Here is a 24,167-nt window from a genome sequence, read left to right on the forward strand (position 1 = left end):
GAACCATAGTGCGCGAGACGGGTGATTCACACTGAGGCTCTTTGGGGTAAGGGAGTGAATCACCCGTCTCGACGCGGTCAAAGCTTAGAACTTGAGCGTTGCTGTGCCATAGATCAGCCGTCCGATGGGTGAGTACGTCGCCACATCAGCGTTGTTGTCGGTAAACGCCTGCGGGGCGAGTGGTGGCATGCGGTTGGCGATGTTATTGATGCCCAGCGCCACCGACCATCCCTTGATGATCTCGTGTGACGCCGAACGATCGACCGAATAGCCAACCCGCAAGTCCCACGTGAGATAACTGCTGACAGGAATGCGCTTGAGCGTGGTGCTTTGTGCGTAGACGATGCCGCCAGGGCCGATGTCTGTCACCGATGCGATGTAATTGTTGCCGACCGTGAGATCCCAGTTGCCGTATTGCCAATCGGCAGTGGTGTAAAAGCTGAAGCGTGGGATCGTCCCCTGCACGCCGGTGCCACCGTTGGTTACGAAGCCGGCGTAGTTGTAATACTGCTGGCCGGGCAGCGCCTGGAACTGGTATTTGAAGAACATCGCGCCGTTGGTGGCAAACGTGAACGTACCGGCGTGATCGCTGACGAAATAATACTCTGCCGACATGTTCGCGGAGCGCACATGCAAGCCGCCCAGGTTGGTGAAGCGGTCGATCGCGTACAGATTCAATGGATCGCCACCGGAGCGCAGATAGGCTTGCACCTGGCCCGGCGCCGTGAATGCCGTAGCGCCCGGCATGCCTGGAAAATTACCCAGCGCCAGGTTGGATGCGAACGGTGACGCCGCGCCAAGCTGGTTCACGCTTTGCAGGATGTTGGTAAAGCCGATGCCACCGGGGTAGCCACGCTGATCCACCGACGAGTAATCGATCGACGCCGTCAAGCCGGGCAGTGCCTGCGGCGTGAAGGTGATGCCCATCGAGCGGGTGACGGCCGTGCTCGGTTTCAGGCGTGGATTGTTGCCGTCTTCACCATTGAACTCGAGCCCAGGAAGGCCGAACACGGATTGAATGACGCTGCTGCCCACCAGCCGTGTGTCGGTGGGGCCGTACATCGCATACAGCGTCGGCGCCGTATACGCCCGCGAGAACGAACCGCGCAGCGTGATCTGGTTGTCGATCGGCTGCCAGCGGAACCCGAACTTGGGTACCAACGAATTGCCGGCGTCGCTGTAATGCTCGTAACGTGCAGCGGCGATAAGGTCAAAGGCATGGAATCCGGGTGCCGACCAGCCGGGACTGGTGATAGGCACGCGAACTTCACTGTAGGCGCTGTCAATGTCGCGTCCGCGGGAGAACGGATCAGCCGCTGTGCCGCCGATCCAGTCGTGCGCGGTGGGGCCGGTATTTCGGCCATTGGGATCTGTGTAGGCGGAGAGCGATTCGTGACGCACCTCCATGCCGAAAGCAACGCCCACTTTGCCAGCCGGTAATTCGAACGGTTTGCCCACCAGCTTGGCGTCGAAGGCATCCAGCTTGCTCTGGGCGTGGATCGCTTCCGTACCGTACAGATTCGCAAGCGCAGCAGGATTGATGCCCGACGTCACCGCCAACGGATCGAGTGCGGGCTGGATGACGAACGCACCCGTACCGGAGAAGCCGGTCTGCACGCGGCTGTAGGCGCCTCCGAGAACGGGATTGCCGTGTGCGTCGTATCCCCCGGCGATTGCGCGCGCGACGTTGGGTGCGTAGATGAGATTGAACTGGTCCTGTTCCAGCGTGTTGTCACTGTGATCGAGCGTGCTTTCCCAGTGCCAGTCGCGGGTGATGTCGCCACGCAGGCCAGCCACGATCCGGAAACCTTCCGCTGTGTTGATGAACTGCTGGGGATAGGGAAGGTAGCCGAATACCACCTGGTTGAATGCGGTGGTCAGCGGGTTGTAGGGGGAGCCCGCCGGTAGCGAGACAGTAGTCCGGATCGGCAGCCACTGGGTGAAACTCTTGGTACGCGAATACAGGATGTTGCCGAAGGCCGTGAGTTTGTTGTCATCCAGCAGGTCGGCAGAAAGATTGATGCTCAAGCCTTTTTGATCCTGCCGCTCCAGCAAGGTCTGGTAGCGGGACACGTCGAAACCATCAGCTACAGCGGTTGGTGTGGTGGTCAGATAGGTGCCGTTGGCGATCAGGCTGTCGATATTCGTGGCGGTTGCCTGCGTGCCGGTTGGGTTGTCTTGCGCAGGGGAACTGAGTCCCGGAGCGAGGATGGCGCCTGGGAAACGGCCATCGGCGCCAACCGTGCCGGGTATGTTGGAGATGCGGCCGTAGAGCGGGCTGGTGAAGCTTCTTGCGTCCTGGTAAAGCGGATCGGTCTTGGCTTCGCTGCCGGTCACGGTGATGTGCACGCCATGCAGTGTCGTGCCCGCCACGAAATAACCGGATTTTTCGCGATAGTTGCCGCTGGCAGCGCCATAGCGCACGCCGACTTCCGCACCCTGGTAGTCCTTTTTCAGGATGATGTTGACCACGCCGCCAATCGCGTCGGAGCCGTAGATGGCCGAAGCGCCATCGGTCAACACTTCGATATGGTCGATCGCCGACACGGGAATCTGGTTCACGTCGACAAAGTTCTTGCCGCCGATGCCGTTGATGCCGCTGGTAGCCACGCGCAGGCCGTCGACCAGCACCAGTGTGTCGAGATTGCGTAACTGCAGCTGAGAACCGCCAGCCGTGTTCTGGTTGTTGTTGTTCGCGTTGCTGGTGCCGGTGTTGCTGCGCCCGGCAAACGAGGGCACCACCTTGCGCAACAGATCGAGTGCGTTGGAGTTGACGCCTGCGGCTTTGATCTCGTCGTTGTCGACGGAGGTCACCGGCACCATGACCTCGTCGGGCGCTACCGGCAGATTGGAACCGGTGACCACCACAGTTGCAAGGGTGGCTGGTTTTTGCGATTTGTCCGGTTGGTCCGCCTTTGGGGTCGTGCCCGCGGAAGTGTCCGGATTTTGTTGCTGGGGCGGTTCGTCCGCATACAGATTGGTGGAAACCGCTGTTGCGCAAGTAGTACCCATTGCCATCAGCAATGCGCCGAGCAATGGCTTTACGGTCAAACTCTGCATAGCGTCTATCCCTCCCCGGACGACACGTTCGCGACTGGTTTCAAATGACGGTCATGTTGTTCCGCTTCGATTTGCTTGCATGGTCGTATACCGTTGTTGTTGGTGGGAAACGCGGGTGATGTTTGATCGGCTTGCGCTTATGGATGAAGCGCAAACCACAGGATTTCTCCTCCTTTGCCCTTGTCGCCGGGCGATGCTGCGAGATAAATGCGGTCAAGTGATTTCCAAAGCATGCCGGACTTGGCGCCTTGCGCGCTTGGCACTCGCGCCAGTTCCGTATAGTGGTCGGCATCGTTCTGCTGGAATACACCGAGGTAGCCGTCGCCGCCGGGTATATAGATGCGCTTGTGCACGTTGTCGTAGAAAAGGCCATCCGATGTTGCCGGCGCATCGAGGCTTGCCACCTGCTTGCCGGTCTCTGTATCAAGCACGATCAGCTTGCTGGGATTGCGTGTACCGATGAACAGCCGATGGTCAGCCTCATCCAGCGCCATGCTCAGATTCGTCTGCGCACCTGTCAGTGGCCAACTGGCGATCACCTGCAGTGTTTTCTTGTCCACCACGGCGACCAGGTTCTTGTCGGCGACATTGACGAACAGTCGATGACCTTGTTCTTCCGCACGCACCGCCTCCACATGATCGGAATCGAAGCGAAGCTTCCGATAAACCTTGCCAGAGTAGGGATCGACCTCGTTGAGGTAGCACTCCTTCATGTCCACGTCCTTGCCGCCGCTCACGATGTAGAGCAGATGGTTGGATTTGTCGTAGACCATCGAGTCCGCGCCCGGCGCGGTATTGATGTAACCAAGTACCTTGTAGGTGGCGGCATCCAGCACGCGCGTACCGCCCTTGCCGCTATCGGTCACGATCAGCCGGTCTTTCTCCGGCAGATAGAGAATCGCGTGCGGCGTGCTGAAAGTGGTGAGCGTCTTTTCATGCGCGCCTGTGTCGAGATTGAACACTTCCAGCGTGCCGTGGTCTTCGGCTGCAAGCAGCAGCTTGTTGCGCTTGGTGTCTACACCGAAGTGGTCGAAGTCGCCGGAGTACTGCGGCTTCCAGGTCGTGCTGCGCCCGATCAGGGTGGCCGGCGCCGACGCCGGATCTGCCGCAGCCGGTGGCGCCATCAGCTTGGTGAGCGAGGGAATCTTGGCGGCCAATTCATCGCGGATCGCGTAGGCGCGTTGCTCCAGGGCTTTCTTGTCGTCGCCGGGCTTGTAGCGGAAAACGATGCCGATGGCGCCGATGGTCTGCTTGCCGGCATCCAGCAGGCGGGTTTCCACCTCGAAGCGATTGCCGTTCACTTCGAGGTTCGGAATGCCGGTACGGATGGCGCGAAGATCGTCATCATCCGCCGCTTTGCCGATGCGCCCGATGCTTGAACCAACGATCACGTTGCTGCTGCTGCCTGGCGGCGTGGCATGCATGGCAAGGATGATGACATCCGGATATGCCACCATGGCTTGGTCGACCAATTGCTGGGCGAGGGTGTTGGTTGGAGTGCTGGCATCGTATTGATACGGCTGGGTCAGATTGCCCGGGTTGGAAATCCGCCTGGCAAGTTGACCGCGAATCTGCTCGGCTCGCTGTTGCAGTGCCTGCTTGTCGTCGCCGTTGTGGTACGGGTAGACGATGCTGAGCGCACCGAGCGTGTCGCCAGTTGTGTCGAACAAGGGTAGTTCGACCTCCAGCCGGTCGCCGGCCTTGTTGACCTCCACCAACGGCTTGCCGGTGTTGACCACCCCCATGTCGTCTGCGTCGCCCTTCTTGCCGATGCGGCCGATGTTGGAAGCGATGATGACGTTGTCCTTCTGCTTGGGCGGTGTGGCGTGGATGGCCATCACCACGATGTCGGGATGCGTTGCGATGGTCTGGTCGACCAGTTCCTGCGCGTAGATCTTGGACGGGGTCTGGGCGTACAGCGGTAGTACCGAGAGAGCAATCGCAGCAGCAAGTACGCGACGAATCATGGTGTCGTATTCCAGGGTGGTTGGCGGTGACGGTTTTGGGTTCTCGCCGTAGCGATCGGAGCCGGGCTTAGAAATAAACCTTCAACCTGACGCTTTCCTGTAATGCGTCTTAAGAAAGATTAAGGTTGCGATGCAGCATTGTTGTGTATTGCATGCCGTATCACTGCGTCCAGTCGTAGGCTGGGGTGCAAACCACCCAAGGTGGCCGTATTGATCGAGATCGCGATGTTGGGGGTTACCCAGTGTGCGAACGTCCGTAGGGCAATTTTCTTTACATCTAAATATTACATTTATATAATATATGCTTGTGAACTATCAGCTCAGAGTTGTGCCCGCCATGGCCGATTTCGCCCTCACCGAACAGCGCCTCGCCGTCACCTGCCGCCGCTACCCCGACTTCCCGCGCCGCCCGGCCACTCTGGTACGCCTGATCAAGTACATTCACAAGCTGCTGAGCGACGACGCCAACGCTACCCTCAAGCCCTACGGCATCAATCATCCGGAATACAACCTGTTGATGATGCTGTATGGCTCGGCCAGCGGTACGATGTCGCCATCGGAGTTGGCGGAGGCCGCAGGGGAGAAGTCCGCCAATATCACACGCTTGACCAACGAGCTGTGTGACAAAGGCCTGATCGACCGCAGCGGCAGCGCCGAAGATCGCCGCAAGATCGAGTTGAGCTTGACGCCGCATGGACAGGTGTTGCTTGAAAGTCTTCTTCCGGATATTTGTACGTTGCTGGCGAAGCAGGGGCGTCATCTCAAGGTTTCCGAGCAGGTTCAGCTCGAAAAGCTGTTGAAGAAGTTTCTGGGCGGATTGGCAGACTGAGGCGGCCACCATGTCCGTAACCCATGTCCAGGCAACACCGCCCGGTACGCGCGACGTTTTCGTGGCGGCCTTGCGCGAGGAGACCACCACCTGGTTGTTCGTGGTGAAGTCGCTGCTCGCCTTCTACATCACCGGCTGGCTGGCCATGCGCCTGGCGCTGCCGCAGCCTTCCACGGCGATGCTCACCACCATCATTGTTGCCAACCGCCAGACCGGCATGGTGCTGGCCAAGAGCTTTTACCGCGCCATCGGCACGATGGTCGGCGCGCTGGCAGGCTTTCTGATCGTGGCTTTCTTTCCACAGGAACGCGTGCTGTTTCTTACCGCGCTGTCACTATGGATTGGTGTATGCGCCGGCGGCGCCACGCTGTATCGCAATTTCAAATCCTATTCGTTCGTGCTGGCCGGTTATACGGCGGCGATCGTGGCGCTGCCGGTCATCAATAACCCGCTGGAAGTGTTCAACACGGTGGTCTGGCGCTTGAGCGAGGTGCTGCTGGGTATCGGTGTCTCCGCCGCGGTGAGTGACATCGTGTTTCCCAGCCGCATCCGCGATGACCTGCGCCGTCTTTGCCGCGCGCAGTTCGCCAACTTCATCGATTTCGTGCAGCGCGCGGTGTGCGGCAAGGTGGCGCGTGCCGATCTGGAGAACGCGCATCTACGCTTCGTGCGTGACGCCGTTGCGGTGGAAGACCTGCGCAGTTCGGTGATTTTCGAAGATCCGGAAGCACGCGCGCGCAGCGGCCACATGCTGCTGCTCAACCAGCGTTTCATGGCAACATCCACCACGCTGCAGACCTTGCATCACCTCATCAATCGCCTGAAGCGCAAGGGACATGAGGTTGCAGCCGACGCGCTGATCGAACTGTACCGGCCATTAGCTGGCGCGCTTGATGCACCGATCGAGGCGGGCGCCGCGGCGCGCGTGTTGTTGCCGCGACTGGATGATGCCCGGCAAGCGATCAGCGAGCGCAAGGGAGCGCTGCGCGCGAACATGAGCTCCGCCTACGACATGCTCGATTTCGACACGGGCGCCACCCTGGTCGATCGCTTCGTTGATGAGCTTTATGCCTACGTCGAAACGGCCTCGCAACTGCAGGCGCCCAGGCTTTTTGGTTCGGTGACCGAACGCGTGCGCTTCGAGCGTGGCAATGACTATTTCGGTTCGGCCCTGACGATGGTACGCACCTCGCTCGTCATGGGTGTCTTGAGTTTCTACTGGATCGTCTCGGCTTGGCCGTCCGGTGCGTCGGCAATGCTGCTGGCAACGGTCTTCGCCGGCTTGTTTGCCGCCGCGCCCAATCCTGCCCAATGGGTGCTGCACACCTCGTTGGGGTTTGTGCTCGGCACGTGCGCGAGCTTCATCTGCCTGTTCTTCGTGTTGCCGTTGATGGATGGCTTCGGGTTGTTTGTGGCCGGTTCCGCACCGTTTCTGATGATCGGCCTGGCGATGATAACGTGGCCCGTCACCGCGCGCGCCGGCGTGGGCTATTGCATGGGCTTTACCTTGACCATCGCCGTGCGCAACGAGATGAGTTACGACGTGGTGTTTTTCTGGAACGACACATTGGCCCAGTACATCGGCCTGGCTGCTACGGGTATGGCCTTCCTGCTCTTGCCTCCGGCTATCGGCAGCCTATGGTTCCGTCGTCGCCAATTGGAGAAATTGCGCCGTCAGGTGCGTCTCGCTGCTTCCGCGCCGTTGCCCGGCTTGCGCGCGCGCTTCGAAAGCATGAATCACGATCTGTTCGGGCAGATCGTGTCGCAGACCGAGCGCGGCAGCCAGGCGTCGCGCCACCTGGTGGCCTGGACGTTGTCCGTCAACGAAGTAGGGCGCACCTTGATCGAGTTGCGCAGTGACATGGCTGGCCGCCCGCTGCCCGAGGAGGTGCGCGAAGCCATCGAACGCACCATCGATGCGATCGCCCAGCTTTACGAGCATCCCGATACCGCTGCCTATATCTATGCGCGCGATGCTGTTGCTGCTACCACGGCGATGATCGAGGGTGATGAAGCCATGGGACTGCTACTCAATCACTTGAACGTATTGCGCCTGGCCATGCTGGACGAGCAATCCGTGCTTGCTGCGTACATGCAAGCGCATCCCCCCGCACAAGGAGTTGCCCATGCCGCGTGAAATCGCCATCGGTGGCGCGCTGGTTCCCGGACTGCTGATCTGGTTCCTGTTGTCTGTCGTGCTGTTGCTGCTGTTCGACTGGGTGGTGGGCCGCTATGGCTTGTACCGCTACGTGTGGCATCCGGCGCTGTTGCGCTTGGCTTTTCTGGTTTGCGTCTTCGGCTGCTTTGCGCTGCTGAACCTTTAACGGCGAATGATTCGACCCTGATTCCATGAAAAACACACTCTACATCCGCATCGCCATCACCGCCGTTCTCGTATTGCTCGCCGCGTTTATCGGCTACGGCTTGTGGCGGCATTACATGTACTCACCGTGGACTCGCGATGGACGCATCCGCGCCAACGTGGTGCGCATCGCACCGGACGTCGCCGGCTTGGTCACCGCGGTGAACGTGGTCGACAACCAGCAAGTAAAGCAAGGCGATGTGCTGTTCGTGATCGACCGCCCACGCTATGAGGATGCCTTCGAGCAGGCCAAGGCCAATCTTGCCGCGGCGCAGGCTTCCGTCGCGGCAGCACAGGCGAATATCGATGCCGCCAAGGCCGCTACCACGCAAAGCAAAGCCAACTTCACCATGTACGAGGCGCAGTCCAGGCGCCGGCAGAGTCTGCGGGACGTGGTATCCAACGAAGACATTGCCAACGCCAGCGCTACCGCCGATGCTGCCCGCGCCACCTGGGACAAGGCGCGCGCAGGCATCGAACAGGCGATTGCCGCGCAACAGCAAGCGCAAGCAGCGGTGAAACAAGCACAGGCAGCGTTGGCCACGGCAGAACTCAACCTGCAACGCACGGAAGTCCGTGCACCGGTGGATGGCTACGTCACCAACCTGCTGGTGCGCGTCGGCGATTACGCCAGCGCCGGTGCGCCGCGCCTTGCGATTATCGACAGCCGTTCGTTCTGGGTGGACGGCTATTTCGAGGAAACCAAGCTGCCGCATCTGCACGTGGGCGATCCGGTCGATATCCGCCTGATGGCCGGTGGCGTGCATTTGCGCGGTACGGTGGAGGGCGTGGCGCGGGGTATTGGCGGTGCGGTCGATCCCACCGGCAACGACCTGCTCGCCAATATCAATCCCACCTTCAACTGGGTGCGGTTGGCGCAGCGTGTGCCGGTGCGCGTGCGCATCGATACCGATCACATGCCGGCCGGTACGGTGCTGGTGGCGGGGCAGACCGCCACGCTGGTCGTGCAGCCCGGCGGCCATGGTGATGCCCTGGCCGAGTCACGGTGAAGCCGCCATGCGTAGCGTGAACATCTTTTCCCATTTACCCGTTGCAGCAACGCTGGCGCTATGCGTGGCGCTGGCCGGTTGTGCCACACCGGGCGGTTTGCATCCCACCGGCAAGACGCTTGATGTGAGCCGCCTCAAGAGCGACCAGAGTTTCGCCAACGTGCCGCTCAGCCCCACGGCGTGGCCAAAACAGGATTGGTGGACGAGCTTCGGCGATCCGCAACTGAGTGCGCTGATCGAGGAAGCGCTCAAGAACAACCCCGGCCTCGACGAAGCGCAAGCGCGTGCACGGCAGGCGCAGGCGGTGACCGATGAAGCCTATGCCGCGCGGTTGCCAAACGCGGACCTTGAAGCGGGCGCCGAAGGCACTCGTCTGTCTCTGAAGGATCCGGTCTACCCTCAGTACGTGCTGGGCCATTTCGCCTGGGGTAAAGCCGTCACGGCGAATTTTTCCTGGGATCTCGATCTGTGGGGCGGCAAACGCGATGCATGGGAGGCCGCACTTGGGCGCAGCCGTGCAGCGGAGATTGAAACGCGTGCAGCACGTATCCAGCTCTCGGTGAACGTGGCGCGTGCCTATGTGCAGCTGGGTTATGCCTTCGCGGAGCAGGATGTCGCGGAAGGTGAGCTGCAACGTTCTTCACAAACCCTGGAGCTGACGCGCCGGCTGCTGGCCGGCGGCCTCGCTACGACGCAGCAGGAGGCGTTTGCCGATTCACAGGTAGCGAGCGCCGAGCAGCAGAAGGCGCAGGCTGACCGCGCCATCGATGCCGCGCGCAGCAGCTTGTCCGTGTTGCTGGGGCAGGGACCGGATCGCGGCTTGAGCATCGCCCGTCCGCATCTGCTCGACCCGGGTCTTGTCGCCCTGCCTGATCAATTGCAGATGAACCTGATCGGCCGCCGCGCCGACCTGGTTGCCGCGCGTTGGCAAGTCGAAGCGGCGTCGCAAGACATCAAGGCCGCCAAGACGGAATTTCTGCCCAACATCAGCTTGAGCGCGATGGCCGGCTTCGTCGCTGTCGGCGGCAGTACCAATGTGTTCCAGCTGCCGGCGCGCACGTATTCCGTTGGGCCAGCCTTGAGCTTGCCGATCTTCGACGGCGGCCGGCTGCGCGCCAATCTTGCCGGGGCCGATGCGCGCTACGACGAAGCCGTTGCGCATTACAACAGCCAGCTGATCGGTGCGGTGAACGAAGTGTCGGATCTCGTCTCCGCGCTGGCGTCAGTGCGTACGCAGGTCGCGCTGGAGCAGCGTGCGAAACAGGACGCCGAGAAGAGCTGGCGCGATGCGTTGGCGGCATACAAGGGTGGTGTGAGTGGCCCGTTGACGCCGTTGACCAGCCGCCAACAGTTGCTGCTTACCGACCAGCGGCTGGCGTTGTTGCAGAGTCAGCAGGCGGATCTGTCGATTCGGTTGATCAACGCGCTGGGTGGCGGCTACGACGCAAAGTGATCGTAGGTTGGGGTGCAAACCCCAGCATCGCGATGCTGATTGACATGGCAATGTTGGGGTTTACGCCCCAACCTGCGCACGTTGCTACGATTATCATTCGACAACGTTGCGATATTTATCGCACCATGAAACCAGCCTGCAGTTTGGCTATCCAAAACGGAGGTCAGGCGTCCTTTGATGACAGGGTCCGCGCATGGGGAAGCGAGTTTATTATTTCGGGGATTTTCGCCTTGACCCCGTTGCGCGGGAGCTGAGCCGGAACGGCGAGCCGATCACCATCGCGGCCAATGCCTTCGCTTGCCTGGTCTATTTGATCGAACATCGCGAACGTGCCGTCGGCAAGGACGAACTGGTATCCGCGGTGTGGGGGCGTGTTGACGTCAGCGACAATCTGCTCGCCCAAACCATCGTGCGATTGCGCCGCGCTTTGGGCGACGTCAGCCCCGAGCAGCGCTGTATCAAGACCATGCCGCGCGTGGGTTACCGCTGGATGCTGGATACGGTGGTTGGCGACGCACCTGACGATACGGCCGAGCAGGCCCGCATAAAAAATGAAAATACGCAGCCTGAAGCGGGTGCCACCCCAACGCGTGCTTTGTCGCGATCGCCATGGCTGCGGCGTTCACTATGGATGACATCGCTGCTCGTGCTTGTCGCCGTGGTGGTTTGCTGGCGATGGTCGACACATCACAAACGCGTATCTTTTAGCCGAGGCACGGCCATCGTGTTACCTGCCGAGGTGAATGCCCCGGAGGACTGGAAGTGGCTGCACCTGGGACTGATGGATCTCATTTCCAATGATTTGCGCGAAGCAAAGGTTCCCGTCGAAAGCAGCCAGACCGTGCTCGATCTGCTCAACGAACCGGATACGAACGGTGGCCAGCGGTTTGCGGCATTCGCCTTGGTGATCCGTCCACGCGTCGCCTTGGTCGACAACGCCTGGCAGGTCCATTTGGATGCCAGCAGTCCCAATGGCCGCACCTGGCAGGCGGAATCGTCGATGGACAGCGTGCTGAAGGCGGCTCGCTCGGCAGAGACCCGGCTGCTGGCGCAGATGGGCATCGCGGCAGCACCCGGCAAGCCGGTCTCCGATGACGAAAAACAAGAATATTTGATGAGCATCGAGGCGGCGACGTATGCCGGTTCCGGCGATGTCGTGCGTGAGTTGCTCGACAAGGCCCCGCCTGCCGTTCGCGAGATGCCCGAGTATGACTATGAAAAAGCCGCATTTCATTGCAACCAAGGCGAGTACGAGCTTTGCAAGCAAGGCTTGGCTGATCTGCTGCAACGCTTGCCTGCCGACAAGCAGCCGGTATTGCGCGGCAGGGTGCTTGCGCAACAGTACTACGTCTATTTCCGCGAACATGATTACGCCGGGGGCGAGGCTGCATTGAACGAAGCGGTGCAACTTCTGCAGAAGCAGAAGAACGCCACGTATCTGGCATTCGCCTATGCCCAGCGCGGAGAGCTGGCTCTTGCCGACGGAAAATTCGACCAGGCACAGTCCGATTTTGGACTCGCCCGCGTCAACTATGCATTGGATGGCTATACCGTCGCTGCGCTCGGGATGGATGCGTCCCTGGCCAGGCTAGCCATGCAGCGCGGGCAATTTGCGCAGGCACTTCCCGTGCTGCAGCGCGCCTACGATGAATACCAGCGCATGGGCATGCGACAGTTCATTCCCGATCTGTTCCAGGACATGGTTGTTTCGCGAAGGATGTTGTTGCAGTACGCCGACGAGCTGGCTGTCGCCGACAGCTACTGGCCATTCGAGGAGAAGCACTGGGACATTCCAGATGACGTCACCCGTCACGTGCTCGTCTATGAACGTGCGCGTGCGTTGGCCGACAACGGCCGCACGACCGAGGCGACCAGCCTGTTGGAACATCTGCTTGGCGATATCCAGCGCGATCCCGCCGGCGAACCGGGTTTGCAAGACGTGACCTACATATTGTTGGCCAAACTTGCGTTGCAACGGGGCGATATCCAGGCATCGCAAGCGTGGATAGCCAAGGCCCTGGTGCCGCAGCTGTTGCAAAAGGGCAACGACAAGCGGGACTACGCCGACGCGTTGCTGACGAACGTGATGGTGATGCAGCGTGCAGGCAAGACGAAGGAACTCAAGGATGGCGTTGCCGCTATGCAGGCATGGGTAGCGGGAGCACCAGACAAGGACGAGTGGATCGCCATCCTGCTGTTGCGTGCGCAGGCGGTGGAAGCGTGGAGCGAAGGCCACCACGATCAGGCGCTGGCTCAGTGGAAGCTCGCCATGAGCAAGGCGGATGAATTCGGCGTGCCTGAACTCATCGTCGATATCGGCCAGGCTTATACGCAGGCGTTGCTGGCGGCCGGCAACGTGGAAGAAGCGGCATCCGTCAGCGGCAAGCTTTCGACCTGGGGCCAACTGGATTGGCGTGCGGCGTGGGCACAGGCATGTGTGTATCGCGCGTTGGGGCAGATGGCGTATTGGGAGCAATACCGGAACAAGGCACGGCAACTTGCAGGTGATCGTGCATTGCCTGCAGATGCTTCGGTGTTCGTCTATTGAGCGTAGGTTGGGGTGCAAACCCCAACATCGCCATGTCGATGAGGATGGCAATGTTGGGGTTTGCACCCCAACCTACGGGCATCGTTCTGGCTAATCGTCAGAACTTGTAATACGCACTCACATTCACCTGATTCCCACTCGTCTGCTCGCGAGTCTTGCCATTGCTGGTGGAATCGAGAATCGCGTGAATCCATTCCAGCGCAAACGAATAATCACCCACGCTGTACATCAGGTTCGCGGCCGTCTGGCGATCCTTCAGCAAGCCGGTTGAGCCATTGTCGAGCCAGCGGATCACGTCGGTCGAATTGGGTTTGCTGAGGGAATAGAACAGATTGGCGCTCCAGTTCGGCGTGAACTTGTAGCCGCCCATCACGTAGCCGCCGGTATCCTTGATATCGCCGAACTGCGAGAGGTCACCGAAGATCTGGCCGATGCCGCGGCCCGTATAACCCACGCCACGGAATACCCATGGACCAGGCGTCCATTCACCGCCCAGCTCGAAGGCCGTGCTGGCGAACTGGCGCTTGATCGGCGTTGGCGAACTGTCGCCCACCCCAGCCAGGTGGATCTGGCCCCAATGCGCCGCGGCGAACAGCATCCACTCCTTCGCCTCCTGCACGTGCAGCTTTGCTTCGATCTGCGGGCGGAAGTTGGCATTGCCTGCGCTGATGTAGTTGATCGGACTTCCCGGGCCGCTCCATGTGCCTGAGAACGCGGCTAGATCCAGGCGCCACAGCGGACCGCTCGAACCGTGATTGAGATCCTGCGAGAAGATGATGCCGGGGAAGCGCCAACCGATGATGCCGGTGCCGTAGCCTAGCGGGAAGGCGATGTGGCTGAGCGAGTTGGGCAGATCATCCAACGGGAATATCAGATCCCACATCTGGCCAATCTTGAAGCTGCTGCCGGTCACCGGGTTTTCCAGCGTCATATAGGCCTGGCGCAAGCGGGGCAGCGGCTGTTCCATCGAATAAGCGCCGGTGCCGTTGTTGCCGCCGAAGAAATCCATTTCCAGGTGGCCGCCGCCGATCCAGTCGCCTGCGACCTTTCCGCCGGTCAGATCCAGCCAGAAGCGCGTGTTGCGCACGTCTACGCCACTGAGCTGGCCATTCGATCCGGGGATCGGATATTCGGCGTTCTGGCCATTGCCGTAGGTGAAACTCTTGCTCTGCGTAAACGCCGTGGCATCGATAAAGCCATGCAGTGCCACCGAAACGCCCGGCGAGCTGGTGAACGTCGGTTTCGTCGGCACCGAGGCGATGGTCTGGGCCTGTTGCGCCTGAACTTGCTGCGTTTGCTGAATTTGCGTCTGCTGCTGGGTTTGCTGGCTCTGCAGCTGGGTCAGTGCATCCTGCAGTTGCTGCAGATCTTGCTGTTGCTGATTGAGTTGTTGCTGTTGCTTTTCGACCAGCGCTTTCAGCGCCTGGATTTCCTTGTCCCGTTTGTCGGTCTTTTGTGCGAAAGCAGAAGTGGTGACGGTAAGGCCGATAGCTGCAAGGGCCAGAAACAGGGCATGTCGTTTCATGGTGTGCTCCTTATCGTTATGGCTGATGGTTTCATGCGGCGCGGGGCGTACCGACCGGCAGCACCTCCCGCTTGTGCGCTTCATTGATGATTTCTGCCGCCGATACGTAAAACGCCAGGAGTGCTGTGATCAGGCCCACGTAACCGCCGGCCACGTGCAGGCGGCCCATGCCGGTCCACTCGCCGGCAGCGAGCAGGAAAAAGGTGATCCACAACGCCAGAAAAATAAGCTGCACCGCACGCACGCCGCGCAGCGTGCCGATCCACATGTAGAACGTGAATACGCCCCACATGAAGAGATACCAACCCACGAATGCAGCGGGCACTTTGTCGTGCAGAAACAGCACGAACAATGCAAACGACCACCAGAAGGCGCCATAACTCACGAACGCCGTGGCACCGAAGGTATTGCCTCGTGGCAGCTCCATCACGCCGGCGATCATCTGCGCCGTACCGCCATACGCCATCGCTACCGCCAGCACCATGTTCATCGCATCGCCGGTAAACCAGCCGGCGTTGATCATGCTCAACAACCACGTCGTCAACGCGAAACCCGCCAGGCCTAGCGGGGCCGGGTTGGAAAATCGCGCAATACCCTGTTCATTGCTCATGGCAGAAACCTCCCCAAAATGGAATGGACGGAGTGCGTGCTCCGTACTGCCCGCAGTGCCCGGCTCCCTGGTTGGCGTGGTGCGCCATGCCCGCGCTCTGACACGGATGGCGACCCGATGGCTGGGTGCGCCACGTCATTGGATGCGTTCAATCGCGCTGCTATGAGTCGCCAGTGCGGCGTTCAGGCACGGCAAGGCGCCGGCAGGGACGCTGTCGTCATGACGGCTCGCACCGTTTCGACGTGGGCTCCTCCCTTTGCATGCCTGGAGGCAAGCCAGGCTTCTTTACCCGTGCAAACGCGGAAGTGCTGCATGGCAGCAAGCTGGCCGCGCAGGCTTAAAACCCTGAAGCCGACTTTACGGATTTATGACTAAAACACCAGATGTCTGGCGTGCAAATTCATCATCTGGTGAATCGGATAAAGGTGCGGAGTGCGTTTACGGTGTTCGTTTTGTTCTAGACAGAAGCCACCGCACGTGTTGCAGATCCTCGGCCGTATCGACGTCCAAAAGGCTTTCCGACTCGAACAGGTCCACGCGGGACATATCCTGTTGCCATATCGCACGCGCCCCCTGCGGGCCGGAAAGTGCAGCCAACGCGTCGAAACAGTCGCGCGGAAACAGGGCAGGCGGCCCCTGCGTACCGTGCTGGGTCGTGATGAGAATACGCTCCGATGCTTGCGTGTGACGTTGCAGCATGGTGTTCAACATGTCCAGATCGAGCAGCGGCTGATCCGCCAGGCAAACGAACACGGCCGACGCCGACGGAAACGCGCGGACCAAGGCGCGAACGCCCGCGGCTAGCGAATGGCCCATACCGGACTGCCAGTCTTTGCAGCGGATCAGGCCCAGCGGCAAATCATCGAGCACCGCTTCGACTTCATCGGCATAAGCGCCGGTGACCACGAGCACAGGCGCACCCGTTTCCAGCAGCATGCGAGCCATGCGCCGAACCATGGGCTCGCTGGCGATCGGCGCCAGTTGCTTGGCGCCACCGAAGCGGCTGCCTTCGCCGGCGGCGAGTAAGAGAATGACGGGTAAATCGTGGGGCATGGTTGAATTACCCATTCTTGCCAAGTTCCACCTTGCCGTCATTCCCGCGAAAGCGGGAATCCATTTTGCTCTAGCGCGTAGGTTGGGGTGCAAACCCCAACATTGTGATGCATGGGATATCGATGTTGGGGTTCGCTTCCTTCGCACTATCGCCTTCTCAAACCGCAAAAACGCAGGGATACGTCAGGGTTCGCACCCCAACCTACGAACTGTGGATGGCACCATCGTTATCGCGCAAATGCCCCCCGTTACGATCATTGACAACCGCCATGATCTCCGCCGCAATCGCCAACGCGATTTCCTCCGGTGTTTCCGAGCCGATATCCAGCCCGGCCGGTGCATGCACATGCAAGCCATCAAGCGCAGGGCTGTTGCGCATGCGCGCCACGCGTTCGCGCGAACCCAATGCACCGATATACGCCACCGGTGCGTTGCGCAAGGCGCCAAGATAGGCCATGTCCTGTTCGAGGTTATGCGTCATCACCACGACCGAGCTATGCGCATCCAGTGCAACGGCATCCATGAGTTGCGGTGGCGTGGCGCAGGCAGTATGCAAGCCCGCCGGGAGATCACTGGCACGCAGCCGGGCAGGATCGTGATCGACCAACGTGGTGCGCCAACCCAGCGCGCTTGCGAGCGGCAACAATGCACGCGCCGCGGCGCTGCTGCCGATCACCACCAATGCGTGTGGCGGTGCAATCGCTTCCACCAGTACATCAACCGTGCCTTGTGCGGAAGGAAATCTCACTGTGCCCGCACGCCGCAATGCTAGGCCCGGGGTATGCGCGATGATGGCCTGCACCAGCAATGCATCGCCGATGGCATCGTACGCCACGCCGTTTCCATTCCATACCAGTCGTCGCGGCAATACTGTCTTGCCATTCACGCCAAAAAGCGTGGCCATGTGCAACATGCGTCGCTCGTCGAGGCAGCGCGAGAGCGTGTCGATGAAATCCGTATCGTGGATGGACAGCAGCGGTTCGATCAGTATTTCCAGTTCACCGCCGCAGCCCATTTCGATCAGCACGTCCAGACCTGATTCTGCGTTATAGCCCACCAGCCTGGTTTCGCCGCTGCCCATTACTTCCAACGCGCGCGCCACGATATCGCGCTGCGGGCAGCCACCGGAAAGCTCGCACACCACTTGGCCATTGCCCAAGACCAGCATGCGCGTACCGGGACGGCGAAACGTCGAGCCGCGTGTTCGCGTGAGCGTGGCAAGGGCCGCTTTTGGCGTGGTTTCGCGATGCAAATCACGCAGTGCCGCAATCAAGGTCGTTAGTTCGTGGGCCGAATTCATCTTTGCTGTCGACGAACAAAAGGAGCAGAATCGATGGCTGTGATGGTGTCACGTCTTTGCCGTTCGATGCCATCCTGTAGTGGGGTTGCCGGCACACCGTTATCACGTCGGCTGTGTTGAATGGGTAGTTTTCGGTTGCGTGCTTTGAAGGCGTGCGCGTTTTAGGCAAACGCCGCAGTTTTAGACAATACACGCAGCTCCTGATGCAGTACGGAGGCTTTCATGGTGTCCTTGTCCGTCAACGGTCAGTCCTACCCGGTCGATGTGCCCGACGACATGCCGTTGTTGTGGGTGTTGCGCGATGTCATCGGGTTGACCGGCACCAAGTTCGGTTGTGGTATCGCACAATGTGGTGCATGTACCGTGCATCTGGATGGCCAGGCGGTGCGCTCGTGCGTGCTCCCTGTGGGCAATATCGGCAACCGTGCCATCACCACGATCGAGGCCGTCGGCAATACGCCTGCCGGGCAGAAGATTCAGCAAGCATGGCTGGATGTGGACGTGGTGCAATGCGGCTACTGCCAGTCCGGCCAGATCATGGCGGCGGCAGCGTTGCTGGCGCATACGCCCCATCCTTCCGACGACGATATCGATACGGCCATGTCCGGCAACATCTGCCGTTGCGCCACGTACGTGCGCATTCGCGCAGCGATCAAGCAGGCCGCCACCGGGAAGCTCGAGATCTTGCAGACGATCGGCAGCACGCCAGAAGGAGCTGCGCCATGAGCACCGAATCCTTCACGCAAGCGCCAGCTGAAACCATCGATCTGCAACGCCGCAACGTACTGAAATCCAGCGGTTTGGCAATCGCTTTTCTCTGGCTGGGTGGCACCGGCGCGGCCTCGGCCATGATGAGCGCGCGCCGGCAGCCAGCCGACACGGCGGCAGCCATGGCCGATGGCAACCCGCCGTTCGCACCCAATGCCTTCATCCGCATCGACAGCGAAGGCCCGGTGCGACTGGTGATGCCCAGCGTGGAAATGGGGCAGGGCATCTACACCGGCTGTTGCATGCTGCTGGCCGAAGAACTCGGCGTGGGCCTGGACCAGATCAAGGTAGAGCACTCGCCGCCTAGCGACGATCTGTATGGCATCCCCGCACTGGGTGGCCAGATCACCGGTGGCTCCACCAGCACGCGCGCCACCTGGTCGGTGCTGCGCGAAGCCGGCGCCGTGGCGCGCAGCATGCTGGTGAGCGCGGCGGCGGTGCAGTGGCATGTGGACCCTTCCACCTGCACGGTGGATCGCGGCGTGGTGCATCACGCGAAATCGGGACGCAGTGCCACCTTCAATCAATTGGCCGATGTCGCAGGCCGGCTGCCGATGCCTGAAAAAGTGCAGCTCACCGACCCCAAGGATTTCCAGCTGATCGGCAAGCCGATCCGGCGCGTGGATGCGGCGGACAAGGTGAAAGGCGCCACGCAATTTGGTATCGACGTGCGCGTGCCGGGGATGAAGGTTGCCACCGTGATGGCCTGCCCGACCTTCGCCGGCAAGTTGGCTTCCATCGACGACAAAGCCGCACGCAAGCTGCCGGGCGTGGTGGATGTGCTGCGCCTGGACAATGCGGTCGCCGTGGTGGGCGAGCATTTCTGGGCCGCGAAGAAAGGCATGGAAGCGCTCGTCATCGATTGGAACCTTGGCGTGAACGCCAACCTCACCACGCAGCAATTGCAGGATGCCATGGCCGACAGTGCGCGCAACGGCAAAGGCATCGTGGCGCGCGATGATGGCGAACGTCCGCAGGGCACGCTGGTGCAGTCGGAATACCAATCGCCGATGCTCGCGCACGCGACGATGGAACCGATGAATTGCACCGTGCATGTCACCCATGATCAATGCGAGATCTGGACCGGCACGCAGGTACCCATGCGTGCTGCGCAGGAAGCGGCAAAAATCACCGGCCTGCCCATCGAGAAAATCGTGCTGCACAACCAGTATCTGGGTGGCGGCTTCGGGCGACGCCTGGAAACCGACTGGGTGGAGCAGGCGGTGGCCTTCGCCAAGCAGGTGCCGTATCCACTGAAGCTGGTGTGGACGCGCGAGGAAGACATTCGCCAGGACCACATGCGGCCGATGTATCACGATGTGATCTCCGCTGTGCTCGATGCCGAAGGCCGGCCCGTCTGGTATGGCTACCGCACCAGCGGCGGCTCGGTGCTGGCGCGTTTTGCGCCGGGTGCGATGGGCAAGGATGGCCTGGACAGCGATGCGGTGGAATGCGTGGTGGAAATTCCCTACGACATTCCCAAGGCTCACGTGGAATGGATGCGTCATGACATGCCGCCCGGCTTCATCGTCGGTTGGTGGCGCGGCGTAGGTCCCACGCACAACCTGTTCGTCGTGGAAAGTTTTATCGACGAGCTGGCGCATCATGCCAATAAGGATCCGCTCGAATTCCGCCGTTCGCTGCTGCAGAAGAATGCGCGCGCGATGGGCGTGTTGAATCTTGCTGCCGAAAAAATCGGCTGGAATAGTCAGCCATTGCCGGCACGTGTCGGTCGCGGTATCGCCTTGGCCGAGCCGTTCGGCAGCCATGTATGCCTGATCGTGGAAACCGAAGTCACCCCGCAAGGCGAAGTGCGCTTGCGCAAGGCGGTCGCTGCGATTGACGTCGGCATCGCCGTCAACACTAGTTCCATCGAGGCGCAGGTGCAGGGCGGGGTGCTGTTCGGACTCAGCGCTGCGTTGTACAGCGAGCTCACCATCAAGAACGGTGCGGTCGAGCAGAGCAACTTCAATAACTATCGCGTGTTGCGTATCAACGAAGCACCGTTGGTGGAAGTGCATCGCGTCGTGAACGCGGAGCCGCCGGGTGGTCTGGGCGAAGTCGGTACGGCCATTGCGGCGCCGGCCTTGGCCAATGCGATCTTTGCCGCCACGGGCGTGCGTCTCTACAAGTTGCCAGTGGATCGCCATGTGCTGGTGCAAAGCCCCGAGGTACTCAAATCCGTCGTCTCGGCCGCCGCGCGTGAAGAGAGGAGGGACATCGCATGAGACGCTTCCTGCTCTTCATCGTGATCCTGCTGCTGATCGGCACAGGCGTGTATCTGTATTTGAACCGCTCCGACAGCTCCGAAGGTAGCTCGCCGGCCATGGCTGGCGCGCCACCCTCAGCCGACGTGCTCGCGCGTGGCGAATACCTCACCAAGGCTGCCGACTGTGCCGCCTGCCATACGGTGCCCGGTTCCGGCAAAGCCTTTGCTGGCGGCGTGTCCTTCAGCCTGCCTTTCGGCACCATTTACTCGTCCAACATCACCGCGGATGAAGCCACCGGCATCGGCAGTTGGAGTGATGACGAGTTCGTGCGCGCGCTGCACGACGGCATTGGCAAGCACGGCGAGCATCTGTATCCCGCGTTTCCCTACACCTCCTACACGTTGCTGAGCCGCAGCGACGTGCTGGCGATCAAGGCCTATCTTTTCAGCCTGCCAAAAGTTTCGCAGCAGAACCGGATAGACGATCTTTCGTTCCCCTACAACCAGCGCTGGACCATCGGCTTCTGGAACGCCGGGTTCTTCAAGAGCCAGCGCTTCCAGCCGGATGCTTCGCAATCAGCGCAATGGAACAGCGGCAAGTATCTCGCCACGGCTTTGGGCCATTGTGCCGAATGCCACACGCCGAGGAACTTCGCCTTCGCGCTGGATCACAAGAACGACCTGGCTGGCAGCGTGCTGCAAGGCTGGCGTGCCTACAACATCACCTCTGATCCGGTGCATGGCGTCGGTGCGTGGAGCGATAGCGACCTCGGCAGCTATCTCACCACCGGCCATGCCGATGGCCACGGCTCCGCTGCCGGTCCCATGGCGGAAGCGGTGGAAAACAGCTTGCGCTTTCTGCAGCCGGCCGATGCCAGTGCGCTGGTTGCCTACTTGCGTAGCGTTCCGGCGCGTGCAGGCACGGATCCCATTGCCATCGATCCGAAGCCTGCACCGGCGCTCGCCTCCAGCGACTATGCGCCTGGCAGCGATGCGCAAGCGAGCACGCAGGGCCTGAAGCTGTTCGAAGGCGCCTGCGCCAGTTGCCATCAGTGGAACGGTAAAGGTCAGCAGACGCCGTATGCCTCGTTACTGGGTGCGCGTGGCGTGAATGACGTGCGGGGCACTAACGTTACGCAGATCCTGCTGCACGGTTCCGGTCTGCGTGGTGAGGGTGCGAGTGTGTTCATGCCGAGCTTCGGCGATGCGTATTCGAATACGGAAATCGCTGAGCTCAGCAATTACGTGATCGGACACTTTGGCAACAAGCAGGGCACGGTCACGCCGGATGATGTGGCGGAGCGGCGAAAGCAAATGTAGGTTGGGGTGGAAACCCCAACATTGATGCAGCTAGCCCAAATGTCACCTGCAACCCCTGCCAATCCACAGCTATCCTTCCGTTCAGTCATCCGACGGGGATCGCCATGCATTCACTCCATCGCATTCTTGCCCTCGCCTTGCTCGGCAGCGCATCGGCGCTGATTGCCGGCCCGACCGACAACAGCGGCATCGATCTCGCCGGCATGGATCACGCCATCCAGCCCGGTAACGACTTTTTCAGCTATGCCAACGGCACCTGGGTCAAGCACACCGACATTCCCGCCGATCGCTCCAGCACTGGCCCGACGGAAGCGCTGGAAGAACTCACCGAGCAGCGCACCGCGGATTTGATCCGCAACATGGCCGGCACGCATCCGGCTGCAGGCTCCAACGAACGCAAGGTCGCCGACTACTACGCCGCTTTCATGGATGAGGCGGCTATCGACCAACACGGTTTATCACCGCTGAAGGCAGAGCTGGCGCAGATCGATGCGATCAAGACGCGCGACGACCTGGCCCGTGTGCTGGGCGGCGAAGAGCGTGCCGACGTCGATCCCATCAATGCCACCAACTTCCATACCGAGAATCTGTTCGGCCTGTTCGTGGCGCAGGGTCTGGAAGATCCCGCACACAACATGCCGTACCTGATGCAAGGTGGCTTGGCGATGCCGAGCCGCGATTACTACCTGTCGCAAGATGCCGAGATGGTGGCTGCACGCGCGAAATATCACAGCTACGTCACATCGCTGCTCAAGCTTGCCGTAACGCCCGACGCGGAAGCGGAGGCCAAAGCCATCATCGCGCTGGAAACCAAGATGGCGCATGCCCAGGAAACCCTGCTCGACAGCGAGGACATCCACAAGGCTCAGCATGTGTGGAACTTGGCCGACTTTGCGCAGCATGCGCCTGGGTTGAACTGGAAGGTCTATTTCCATGCCGCGCAGCTCGGTGATCAACCGCGTTTCGGTGTATGGCAGCCTGCCGCCACCATCGGCCTTGCCGCCTTGGTGGGCAGTGAACCCATCGATACATGGAAGGCCTTGTTGCGTTATCACGCGATCGATAACGCCGCGCCCTTGTTGCCCAAGGCCTACGCCGATCTGCATTTCGATTTCTATGGCACGACCTTGCAAGGCACGCCCAAGCAGGCCGAGCGCTGGAAGCGCGCGGTGGATGCCGCCAGCAACGACCTGGGCGATGCGGTGGGCCAGATCTATGTGAAGCGCTACTTCCCGCCCTCATCAAAGACCAAGGTGCAAGAGATGGTGAAGAACCTGATCGCCACCTTCGACGAACGCCTCGATACGCTGGCGTGGATGACGCCGGCCACGCGTGCCAAGGCCAAGGAAAAACTGCACACTTTGCGCGTCGGCGTAGGTTATCCCGACAGCTGGCGCAACTATAGTGATCTCACGATTCGCGCTGATGACGCGTTGGGCAATCATGAGCGCGCCATCGAACAGAACTATCGCTATCAGCTGGCCAAACTGCATCAGCCGGTCGATCGTGGCGAATGGTGGATGACGCCGCAGACGGTGGATGCGATAAACATGCCGCTGCAGAACGCACTGAATTTTCCCGCCGCGATCCTGCAACCGCCGTTCTACGATCCGAATGCCGATGACGCCGCCAACTACGGCGCCACCGGTGCAACCATCGGCCACGAAATCAGTCACAGCTTCGATAACCTCGGTGCCGATTTCGATGCGCAGGGTCGATTGGCGAACTGGTGGACGCCGCAGGATGCCGCACACTTTCATGCCGACACTCAAAAACTGGCCGAGCAGTACAACCACTATGAAGCCCTGCCGGGCTTGTACGTCAACGGCCAACAGACGCTGGGCGAAAACATCGCCGACGTCGCCGGCCTGGCGATCGCCTACGTGGCTTATCACCGCTCATTGCATGGCAAGCCGGCGCCGATGATCGATGGCCTCACCGGCGATCAGCGTTTCTTTATCGCCTACGCACAAAGTTGGCGTTCCAAGATTCGCGATGCCGCGTTGCGTCAGCAACTGGCTACCGACGTGCATGCGCCGGAAAGCATTCGTGCACAGACAGTACGCAATATCGATGGCTGGTATCCGGCGTTCGATGTAAAACCGGGCGAGAAGCTGTATTTGTCACCCGATCAGCGCGTGAAGATCTGGTAG

16 protein-coding genes are annotated in these 24,167 nt (G+C 60.7%); 10 read left to right on the forward strand and 6 right to left on the reverse strand.

Translation table 11 applies throughout. The features are described from left to right. Positions 1-84 precede the first annotated feature (84 nt). Both IEX75_RS14370 and IEX75_RS14375 read right to left on the reverse strand, forming a co-directional pair. Positions 85-3,060 carry a TonB-dependent receptor plug domain-containing protein gene (locus tag IEX75_RS14370; RefSeq protein ID WP_188794979.1) on the reverse strand — a complete coding sequence of 992 codons (2,976 nt, stop codon included), beginning with the start codon at positions 3,058-3,060 and terminating at the stop codon, positions 85-87. 137 nt (positions 3,061-3,197) lie between these two features. Continuing rightward, a complete protein-coding gene (locus IEX75_RS14375; protein WP_188794980.1) occupies positions 3,198-5,027 on the reverse strand; it encodes a YncE family protein in 1,830 nt (609 codons plus the stop codon). Positions 5,028-5,364: 337 nt separating this feature from the next. Between IEX75_RS14375 and IEX75_RS14380 the strand changes: the two genes are divergently transcribed. The 6 genes from IEX75_RS14380 to IEX75_RS14405 all read left to right on the forward strand — a co-directional run bounded on the left by IEX75_RS14380 (position 5,365) and on the right by IEX75_RS14405 (position 13,229). Then, complete coding sequence (locus IEX75_RS14380; protein ID WP_188794981.1) at positions 5,365-5,856, forward strand: MarR family transcriptional regulator; 492 nt, start codon at positions 5,365-5,367, stop codon at positions 5,854-5,856. 10 nt (positions 5,857-5,866) lie between these two features. Then, the gene (locus IEX75_RS14385) at positions 5,867-7,993 is read left to right on the forward strand and encodes an FUSC family protein (protein WP_188794982.1); all 2,127 of its coding nucleotides are present in this window, start codon (positions 5,867-5,869) and stop codon (positions 7,991-7,993) included. After that, positions 7,983-8,180: a DUF1656 domain-containing protein gene (locus IEX75_RS14390; RefSeq protein ID WP_188794983.1), complete on the forward strand. Its 198-nt coding sequence runs from the start codon at positions 7,983-7,985 to the stop codon at positions 8,178-8,180. Before IEX75_RS14385 ends, IEX75_RS14390 begins: the two co-directional genes overlap by 11 nt. Positions 8,181-8,205: 25 nt before the next feature. Then, positions 8,206-9,228: an HlyD family secretion protein gene (locus tag IEX75_RS14395; RefSeq protein ID WP_188794984.1), complete on the forward strand. Its 1,023-nt coding sequence runs from the start codon at positions 8,206-8,208 to the stop codon at positions 9,226-9,228. 7 nt (positions 9,229-9,235) lie between these two features. Beyond that, positions 9,236-10,681, forward strand: coding sequence for an efflux transporter outer membrane subunit (locus tag IEX75_RS14400; RefSeq protein WP_188794985.1), 1,446 nt, complete (start codon positions 9,236-9,238; stop codon positions 10,679-10,681). 193 nt (positions 10,682-10,874) lie between these two features. After that, complete coding sequence (locus IEX75_RS14405; protein ID WP_188794986.1) at positions 10,875-13,229, forward strand: winged helix-turn-helix domain-containing protein; 2,355 nt, start codon at positions 10,875-10,877, stop codon at positions 13,227-13,229. Between the two features lie 97 nt (positions 13,230-13,326). On the opposite strand, the gene IEX75_RS14410 is transcribed toward IEX75_RS14405, so the two are convergent. The 4 genes from IEX75_RS14410 to IEX75_RS14425 all read right to left on the reverse strand — a co-directional run bounded on the left by IEX75_RS14410 (position 13,327) and on the right by IEX75_RS14425 (position 17,717). Further along, a complete protein-coding gene (locus IEX75_RS14410; protein WP_229720831.1) occupies positions 13,327-14,754 on the reverse strand; it encodes a hypothetical protein in 1,428 nt (475 codons plus the stop codon). Positions 14,755-14,785: 31 nt separating this feature from the next. Continuing rightward, entirely contained in the window at positions 14,786-15,364 is a 579-nt protein-coding gene (locus IEX75_RS14415) for an acetate uptake transporter (RefSeq protein WP_188794987.1), read from the reverse strand. A gap of 438 nt (positions 15,365-15,802) precedes the next feature. Beyond that, entirely contained in the window at positions 15,803-16,417 is a 615-nt protein-coding gene (locus IEX75_RS14420; RefSeq protein ID WP_188794988.1) for a nucleotidyltransferase family protein, read from the reverse strand. Between the two features lie 202 nt (positions 16,418-16,619). Next, a complete protein-coding gene (locus tag IEX75_RS14425) occupies positions 16,620-17,717 on the reverse strand; it encodes an XdhC family protein (RefSeq protein ID WP_188794989.1) in 1,098 nt (365 codons plus the stop codon). 222 nt (positions 17,718-17,939) lie between these two features. Between IEX75_RS14425 and IEX75_RS14430 the strand changes: the two genes are divergently transcribed. The 4 genes from IEX75_RS14430 to IEX75_RS14445 all read left to right on the forward strand — a co-directional run bounded on the left by IEX75_RS14430 (position 17,940) and on the right by IEX75_RS14445 (position 24,167). After that, positions 17,940-18,443, forward strand: a complete 504-nt coding sequence (locus tag IEX75_RS14430; protein ID WP_188794990.1) for a (2Fe-2S)-binding protein — start codon at positions 17,940-17,942, stop codon at positions 18,441-18,443. Continuing rightward, positions 18,440-20,713, forward strand: a complete 2,274-nt coding sequence (locus IEX75_RS14435) for a xanthine dehydrogenase family protein molybdopterin-binding subunit (RefSeq protein WP_188794991.1) — start codon at positions 18,440-18,442, stop codon at positions 20,711-20,713. The genes IEX75_RS14430 and IEX75_RS14435 overlap by 4 nt, the downstream gene beginning before the upstream one ends. Next, positions 20,710-22,014, forward strand: a complete 1,305-nt coding sequence (locus IEX75_RS14440; RefSeq protein ID WP_188794992.1) for a c-type cytochrome — start codon at positions 20,710-20,712, stop codon at positions 22,012-22,014. Before IEX75_RS14435 ends, IEX75_RS14440 begins: the two co-directional genes overlap by 4 nt. A gap of 104 nt (positions 22,015-22,118) precedes the next feature. Beyond that, positions 22,119-24,167 (forward strand): M13 family metallopeptidase, encoded by a 2,049-nt coding sequence (locus tag IEX75_RS14445; RefSeq protein ID WP_188794993.1) that lies wholly within the window; start codon positions 22,119-22,121, stop codon positions 24,165-24,167.

Origin of the sequence: Dyella nitratireducens, assembly GCF_014642835.1 — a bacterium.
Classification (GTDB): Bacteria; Pseudomonadota; Gammaproteobacteria; order Xanthomonadales; family Rhodanobacteraceae; genus Dyella_B; species Dyella_B nitratireducens.